Raw genomic sequence first — 8,147 nt, 5'->3', positions numbered from 1 at the left:
GCAAAGTTAACTACAACTTTTCATTCTTACAATACCAATGCCAAAAATTATTCCCGTGCAGGTTCAAGTATCAAGCGCAAATTTTAAGGTAACAGACTGAAGAAAACTTGAGCCGGGGACTTAAATTCAGTTTTTTTTCTTGGTCCGGCGTTAATCAACGTACAGAATTTATCGATTTGTTTCTAAGAGATGAGATCAAAATTTGCAGTTTTCGGGATATATTGCCTGAGCAATTTGCTTGCGTGTTCTATCGCTCCTTTTTGCCAAGAAGAATAAGGATCGGTGAAGAAAACAGGCGGACCAAGGCGTCCCGTGATCTGTCGATATCCTGAAAACTCGCTTCCATTATAGGTCACAATGATCTTGATTACAGCCTTATAGGGGACGAACAATGCCCACAGTTTTCAATTCTCCTCTTGAGCGGATTTGTCCTTGAGCCTTATCTTCTCTTACCCAACGGTATATGCTTTCATGAGAGACCTTCTCTACTTGAAGTGAGAGATAACCGGAAATTTGTTTTGGAGACCATTGCTTTTCTTCCAAGAGTTTCAGGGATTTCCTTTTGACACTCTCGGATATGCGCCTGTTTCTACGCACCCGTTTTTTGCGAATGTCCGCATATTTCTGAGCGGTCTCGGGATTATAACTCTTTCGCTTTTCTGTGCTGTTACGGGCAATATCTCGAGAAATAGGACTCGGAGAGCCTTCAAGTTGGCAAACGATTTCTGATCGTCTCAGACCTGCTCGAAGAAATGCTGAGATTTCGTACCTTTTCCGGCAGTTCAGTTATTTGTTCTTCATGATTCAAAGATAATCGAACTATTGGAGAGGCACTTCCGGGCCTCTCCTTTTATTTTATCTTGAACCTGCAAATACAGGGGGAAACGTCCCCCTGTAACCCCTCGGTGGTTTAGGCGGCACCACATTCCAATTCAGCTATTTTGCACTTCCAATGTGAACTTAGGCAGAACAATGCAAGAAAAATCCTACAACAAACAAAATATTCACCAAGCTAATACAGTCCGTCCCAAAAGAATGATCCAAAGAAAAATTTTGGAGAAGGTGCGATTAACAGACCTTAAATTTCACCTCTAGAGGAGGCGCTAAGTTTTAATTCCTTCAAGGTGCGATTAATAGATTCAGACCTTGTCTCGCTACAAGATAGCAACGTAGTTTTAATTCCTTCAAGGTACATTTTCAGTGTCAATTAGATGAAAATTATTTATAAGCGTGGATTTATACATGACCTCAAGCTGCCGATTGGCAGAGTGTAATTCATTGACTTTTGTGAGAAAAGATTTGTGTCGGGTATGACCTGACACATTACAGTTACTTTTAAATTATTATTATCATGAGCTGCAAAAAATTATTGAAGAAAATCCTTTTGCTCTAGAAACTGAAGCTGCTACAAAAGGTGTCAATTTGGGTGGAACAAGCGGCACTTATTTTGGGTTTGGTTGGGCTTGAGTCGTGAGGGGGATCAAGGGTGGAGATTGAGGCGAAGCATGATTCCATAAGCATGAGACTCATAAGGATAGGTGCGCACAGAGACCAGAGGTGTACGCTTGTCCATGTCATAAAACCCTCTTACTGCAATGTTTTTGGTGATGGCATAGTCTATGGCTATTCTGCTCGTCAGGGTGTGCATCCCTTGTGTGGATTGGGAGATGTCCCTTGCGAGATCTCGGGATAGGACATAGTTGTGCCCCAGAGTCACTGAGTATTGGAGGGTGAGCAAAGACTTATCCACCTTCTCTTTTTTGAAAACTTGGAGCAGCGATGGTATGGATGTGCGGTAGCGCAGGGTAGATAGTATTTCGTTGCGGTAGTTTTCGAGGAGTCGAGCCGACTGGAGGAGCAGTGAGAGCTCGCGTATTTTGTTGTATCTCAAATCTATGCTCAGCCCATGCTTGAGCCCGATCTCAAAGCCGAATAGGGGGGAGAGTTCGTCCCTCTGCGTGATCGAAAGGGCCTCAAACAATCCCCCGGGGCGGAGGGTGGAATTTCCCTCTTGACTATACCCGAGATGATCATCAGCGGACAGACTGTGCCAGCCGGAGCGCACCTGATAACTATTGATCTCCATGCGACCTCGATAATGGTGCCGGAGAGAGAGCTTTGGTAGTTTCTTCTTGATACCGGGGAAGAGGGCTGTGAGATCAAGGCGGATGTCCCAATTGGGCATCAAAGAAGCGAACGAAGGCAGTATCCCCTTACCTCGATGGCTGAGGGATGATGTATAGGTGTCGATAAATGCTCCGGCAAGGATATCCGTATGGGTGGGGGTGATGAGTCCGGAGAGTGTGGGTGCATGTGGCGAAGGGGCTGCAGAGTATTCGCCCTGCAATCTCTTTTGGTGATCAAGGATAGCTTCTTGGTACTTTCTGAAGATGACAGAGTAGTACCCTTTCTCTCTCAGAGGCTTACCAGAGAAGCCCTTCAACCCTATCGTGCTGTAAGATATAAGTCCCGTCTGTCGAGGTCTGTCATCGGGTTGAGAGGGTAGGAGTTCCGAGCGTTGGTGGTGGGTACGTGCCAAGAGGATTGAGAGGCGCAGGCCGGAAAGTGGTTCGACAGTGATTTCGCTCTCAAAATCTGCATTGTGGTACCATGATAGGGGGCGTTGGCGATTTTGATCGGAGATGACCCATGAGGCATCTATGATGTGCCTGATGTGTCTTTCGTCATTGCCCATCCCAAACATATAGCCTATCCCCGGAGCTACCTTTCCCCGTGATACGGAGATACCGAAGAAGTCTCCTGCTTCGGGCCGGAAGCCGGGCAGATGACTGCCCCACGTGTCTCTCAACCGCATGGTGAGCTGACTCAACCACGGCATGAAATGATAGGAGACGAAGGCATCACGAGTCGTTGTCTGACGGACATTGTGCCCCGTCGTGTTGTTCCGTAGAGAGAGAGGTCCTCGATCCCAGCGGTAGATACTGTGAAGTGTCAGAGAACCGGACAACCCTTTCAGCCCTTTGCGTTCAAAGGTTGGTAGGTGTAGAGATACGCTGCCACGTCCGTTATAACTATTGGTTGTGCCGAGGTGGAGGAGTGAGTGCACGATGGTATCGGAGAGTATTCTGAACGATACATCGTTGTGTCTCGCGAGATCGTCATCGAAAGGCTCATCAATGAGGGCACTTGTGGTACTGTCCCACGAGAGTTGGAGTACCTCAAACATACGCCAGCCTATGCGCAGATTGCGTTCCCAGTCAAATCTGTGATAGAGATAGTGTGATACGGCTTCGGAGTCCTCCATGATGGCTTTGTCCCTCTGCTTCCGGTGATCAAAGGAGCGTCTCCATCGGGATGAGAGATACCACTCTTGAGGATAAGGAAAGAGATGAAGGTTGTCAAGGAGGGTAATGCCTTTAGGTCGTGCCGTAAATCCGTAGGTGAGATGGGCATATGCTTCTCTGCGGTAACTGCCCAAGAGTTGGGGCGAAGAGCCCGAGGACTTTTCTTGACGATAAGCCAGACGGAGGTGTGAGGGATTCCAAAACTTGGGTACGGAGTCTTTGATGTCAAAGTGTATGTCCTCCACACTCAGGAGACTGTGTCTCTCTATCTGTGAAACCTTGAGTTCGTATGCTCGCCTATCTGCCGAGGGGAGCGCAGATGCCTTTTCGTCAAAGAGTATATCATCTGCTATGGGATCGTATTTGGGGGAAAGACGACGGTACGAATGGGCGTACTTGACAGGGATAGAGGCTTTCCATGAGGTTGGGAAGAACTTATCGAGCTTGAGCTCCGCACTGACATCAAAGGTGCGCCTGTCATCCATGTTGAGATGACGGATGTTGCTATCTATCGCTCCGAAGCCTAAACCGTGTCGGGTACCGCTCACTTCGATGCGTGCCAAGTCTGAAAGCCTCAGGTCTGCGAGTGCAGTGAGGGCATATCCCCCTTTGTCCTGAGCTCCGGAAACACGTAGTTCGTTGATCCACACTTCGCCTCTCAGGGTGTGATCTACCACAGAACGCACCCCTATCATCACGGCAGTGACATCGCCAAGTGAGGGATGTCCCTTGACAGATATTGTGGCGGCGGTATGTTGGGAAGAGTGTGACTCAAACGGGATAGAGATGTCATGCCCGATGGCGACGTCTCTTTGCTTTTTCAGATCACTAAGCTCTTTGAGGGAAATGTCTATGTTGTTTTCGCTCGGCCATATATCATAGATGCTGAGGTGAATGCCTCCGTCTTTGCCAAAGTGCGTGACTTTCAGCGGCTGTCGGTACTCATAGTAGTTTTCGGTGTAGTCCCTGCCAAGGCGGATAAATAGTTCGAGCGAATTGTCCTGAAGTAGTTTGGGATCATCGATGGGGGACTCTGCATGGGCAAACATCTTGAGCTTCTCGTAGTGTCGGAGATCATGTCCGAAGGGCTTGTAGATAGCCACGGACTGACGAGCCTCGAGGTTGTCGATCTTGAGACTTAGTGAGCGTTCGTCCCGGAGGACGGGACCGGTGGGTTGACGGTCGCGTCGGCGTTCGATCCCGGGAGGGAGTACATAGGGAATGGGTTGCCGACCGCTGTCCTCTTCGATACTGAGTACTCCCAAAGCCACCGAACTGTTAAGTTTGTCGTTGATATCCAGAGGAGTATCAAAGACAGTCCAGTCGCTACGCACAAGTCTGAGGGCAGCCCAGCGCAAGTGTACCGTCTCATCAAAACCCTTGACAAAGAGTCTCATCCCCCTTATGTCCCTGAGTGTGGGATTAGTCCCGATGCGTTCGGCGTACCGGGCGAGGGGTATGCGGATCTTGTACCATGTCACATCTTTTGTCGCACCATCGGTGGTTTGGGATTTGACGACTTGTTGGGAGACGATGTGATTGTGTCCTACCTTGAGTGCACCCTTGTTTATCAAGACTTTGTAACGGAAGAAGTCCTCCGTACGATCCATCTGCATATCTCCGTCCAAGTCTTCGGCATCGGGTGTCCATGTGCGTGCAGCCTGTTGCCCTTGTATCGTGATCGAAGTAGAGTTCCCTTCGACACCGTTGATGTACTTGTAGCGTGTGAGGATGTCAGCTTTGTCTTCGTCCCAAAATCGACCGAGATAGAATACATAATCGTCCCCTGCAGGGTCTCTTTTCGGGTGATAAGGGGCATATTCATTCGGTCTTTTCCAACGAGCGGACTCTGAATAACTGCTCATCTTGTCGAGAAAGTCAGCATAAGCCTGATGCTTTCTTTCTCTGTCCGAAGATATCCCATTGAACCCTACATCCTGGCGACTCTCTTCTCCCGAAGAGGAAGGCGCAAAAGCATATACCTGTCCCTGACCGGTAGGGGCAATGCCAAGAGGGATGTCGTAGACCTTGTTCTCCGGGTGTAGGGATGATGGCAGACCACTTTCGTACACATTGGCTCCGTCGCTCAGGATGTCCTCCGAGATACGCCCGAGGTCTATGAAGAGTTCGCCACTCTGTGCCGGACTCCCATCTGCAAAAGGATCCATGAACCAACCCTCGATGTACTCGATTCGTGCAGCTTCAAAATCCCGGACAGGCAACGCCCGCATCATTCCTCCCCACATCTTGGACGGATGAGTGAAATACGCCTCGGCATCGAGTCCCTCCGTGGATAGGTTGTAGGGGCCTCTTTCTTTCGGATAGAAAGAGAGGTTGACGGTATTCAGATAACTATCGGACAGTGGGGAGTGATCCCCTGTGGGAAAGAGTTCATGGTGCTGGATCTCTCTCACAAAAGGATTGTTTCGCATCGCTTTATCCTGCCGTATATGTTCGGGCATGATGTTGCCGAGACCTTCTCTCACCAACCGAGGGTCTATGCTGTACCATGACAGTAATGCCCGATTGTCGGCATCGAGAGGTGATATCGTCCCTGTCGGAGGAGAAGCCAAACTCCATGCCAAAGGGTCAAGGAGATCATAGGCAGTTGTATTTTGCTCAAAGTCTTCGATGACCACATCCTGATTCTCGTTGTCCACGGTCTCAAACTTGGCATAAGCCGCTCGCAGGCAGAGGGATGAGGGTTCGTTGAGTTCCAAAAGAGGCAGGGTGTTGAGCCACTCTGTCCAACGCGCGGAGGTCTTCCGATAGTCCAAATGTACACCCCACATTCTGTTGTGCACGGGCTCTTCGCCCCATCGGATGCGTTCATGCAATCCTCGCTCTCTGTAGTCGAGAGCCGTAGCTCCTACAGAGAGATTGGGCGAAAATGCATAGTTGGCTTCGACACCCAGGAGGGTCTTGTCTTTTCGAGAGGATCTGTCTCTTTCTTCGATGATCACTTCGATATCCTCCGAGGATAGAGTGCCCGAAGTCAGAAGGGTCAGTTCGCCGGAGGCATAATTGATGGAAAAGTCGCTTCCCTCCTGCAGTTGTCTTCCCTGAGTCGTCAGAGATACACTTCCCGGAGCTATATCTCCACTGCCGAGGTATATTGTCGTCTGTGTCTCTGACGAGTATTCTCCTCTGATGCTGAAGATATCAAGGTCAGTAAGTCTCTGAGCTACTGCCTGTGTAGCGTCGTATAGCCGAGAGTATACGGGATAGTACGAGTCCGTGCCATTGACTGTCTTGGGGACACTCTCCAATGGGCGACGAGAAGGTAGGAACAAGACCCCGAGTTCACTATCCACCGTCGCTCCCTCCAAGAAGTCAAACTGTCCGTCAGGTGTGCCTCCGCCTTGGCTGTCACTTTTGTCCCAACCAAAGACCTCTGACCAGGAGCGACCTGCAGAGGTTCCTTCTGTGATGTTTCTTCGCTCGGTGTTGCTTGCAAAGTCCTTATAGACTATCTCTGCCTTGAGGTCTTCACGTCTGAGTCTCCGACCGCCTCCCGGTATGGCATAGGCATTTTTCATCATGAGGTTCCACACGAGAGATGATGGCTCTTTGGACTTCGTCGATATGAGTGCTGCAACGATGAGATCCGACCCCGAGTCATTTTCTGCAAAGTCTCCCACACGATAGCGCCGTCCTCCATAAGTGTACTCATAACTCACTGCAAGGGCTTCGTTGTCGGCAAGGGGGATATTCAGAGATATGTAGCCGAGTTGTCTGTTGATCTTGTAAGCCTCTTCGGGCAGTCGCTTTGCGCCCTCCATCATCTCTATCTCACGCGACGAAGACATCCTGCTCCTCCATGCCGAGAGGTCTTGTTGTGCCAAGGTCAGGTAGAGTCCGTCCTCTTCGTTGTTGGGCGGGCTGTCCGACGAAGTACTCAGTGATGCCAATGCGCCGACCTGCTCGATCACACGAGGTATACGCTCGTGAGCTCTTGCTGTCACCCAGACCTGTACTCGTTCTATATATAATTCCGAGTGCATCACAGGGAGGTCTCTCAGCGCCTCATCGTATCTGCGGGCAAAGAATTCGGATAAAAAGAAGTGTCTCGAATGCTCGTATGAGGAGCCTCTCAGTACAAATGGACGCACCTGTCTGCCTCCACGTACCGTCATGCGTCGCGATGCCCCCTCTCGCTTGGCTACAAATGTCTTGATGTTGAGCCCCCCGAGATTTACCTCTCCTTTGATCCCGAATAGCGGAGAGAGTCCTTTTATCAAAGGGTTGGCAGAGACGAAGGATATGTCTCCCACTTCGAGGCTTTTGATCGCTTCATGCGGCGCACCATTGTAGGACAGGTTGAGGCGTCGGGCTTCCCCCCAAAGAGTCGTCTCTGTATTGTATCCTACATCCAGTTTGAGATGATCTCCGTAGGTCGCAGTGGCACGCACATTGATACTCTGTTTGAAGTCTACATGACTCCTCTTGCGGAGGGCTTCGGGCACAGAGGGATTGTCCTCCGATACTTCCTTTCCCCCGAGAGAGAGCATGATGTCTCCGATGAGGTCAAACTTCATCTTAGGTTTGCCTTTGTCGGCCAAAGTATCTTTCAGGAAAGTTGGCAGAGCGACACTGTCTACCTTGAGTCCCAAGGCATATCGCCTGTTCAGTTCCGTCTTCCGCCACTCTACATACTCTTTGGGGGTAAATACCTGCCTCAGGCGCATAGCCTCTCCCTCTGTCATCCTCACATATCGCAGATACAGACCTCCGCGAGGATTATAGACGACAGAGTCTTGGATCGCAACGTCCTGTGCCCATATCAATAAAGGACAAAGGGTCGATGCAAAGAAAAGTAGTAGTAGCCGTCGCATGCTGTCG

The 8,147-nt window shown here is 49.9% G+C and carries 1 protein-coding gene; it reads right to left on the bottom strand.

Annotation, left to right across the window (positions count from 1 at the left end):
• Positions 1–1,480: 1,480 nt before the first annotated feature.
• Complete coding sequence (sprA, locus tag Q4A14_RS03560) at positions 1,481–8,140, bottom strand: cell surface protein SprA (RefSeq protein WP_303169988.1); 6,660 nt, start codon at positions 8,138–8,140, stop codon at positions 1,481–1,483.
• Positions 8,141–8,147: the final 7 nt, after the last annotated feature.

Origin of the sequence: Porphyromonas sp. (assembly GCF_030529325.1) — a bacterium.
Classification (GTDB): domain Bacteria; phylum Bacteroidota; class Bacteroidia; order Bacteroidales; family Porphyromonadaceae; genus Porphyromonas_A.
The sequence above is the reverse complement of the archived record's forward strand: the minus strand, read 5'-3'. Positions and strand labels throughout refer to the sequence as shown.

Excerpts from the sequence above, each read along its gene's own strand:
- sprA (WP_303169988.1), bottom strand. The coding sequence starts at position 8,140 with ATGCGACGGCTACTACTACTTTTCTTTGCATCGACCCTTTGTCCTTTA.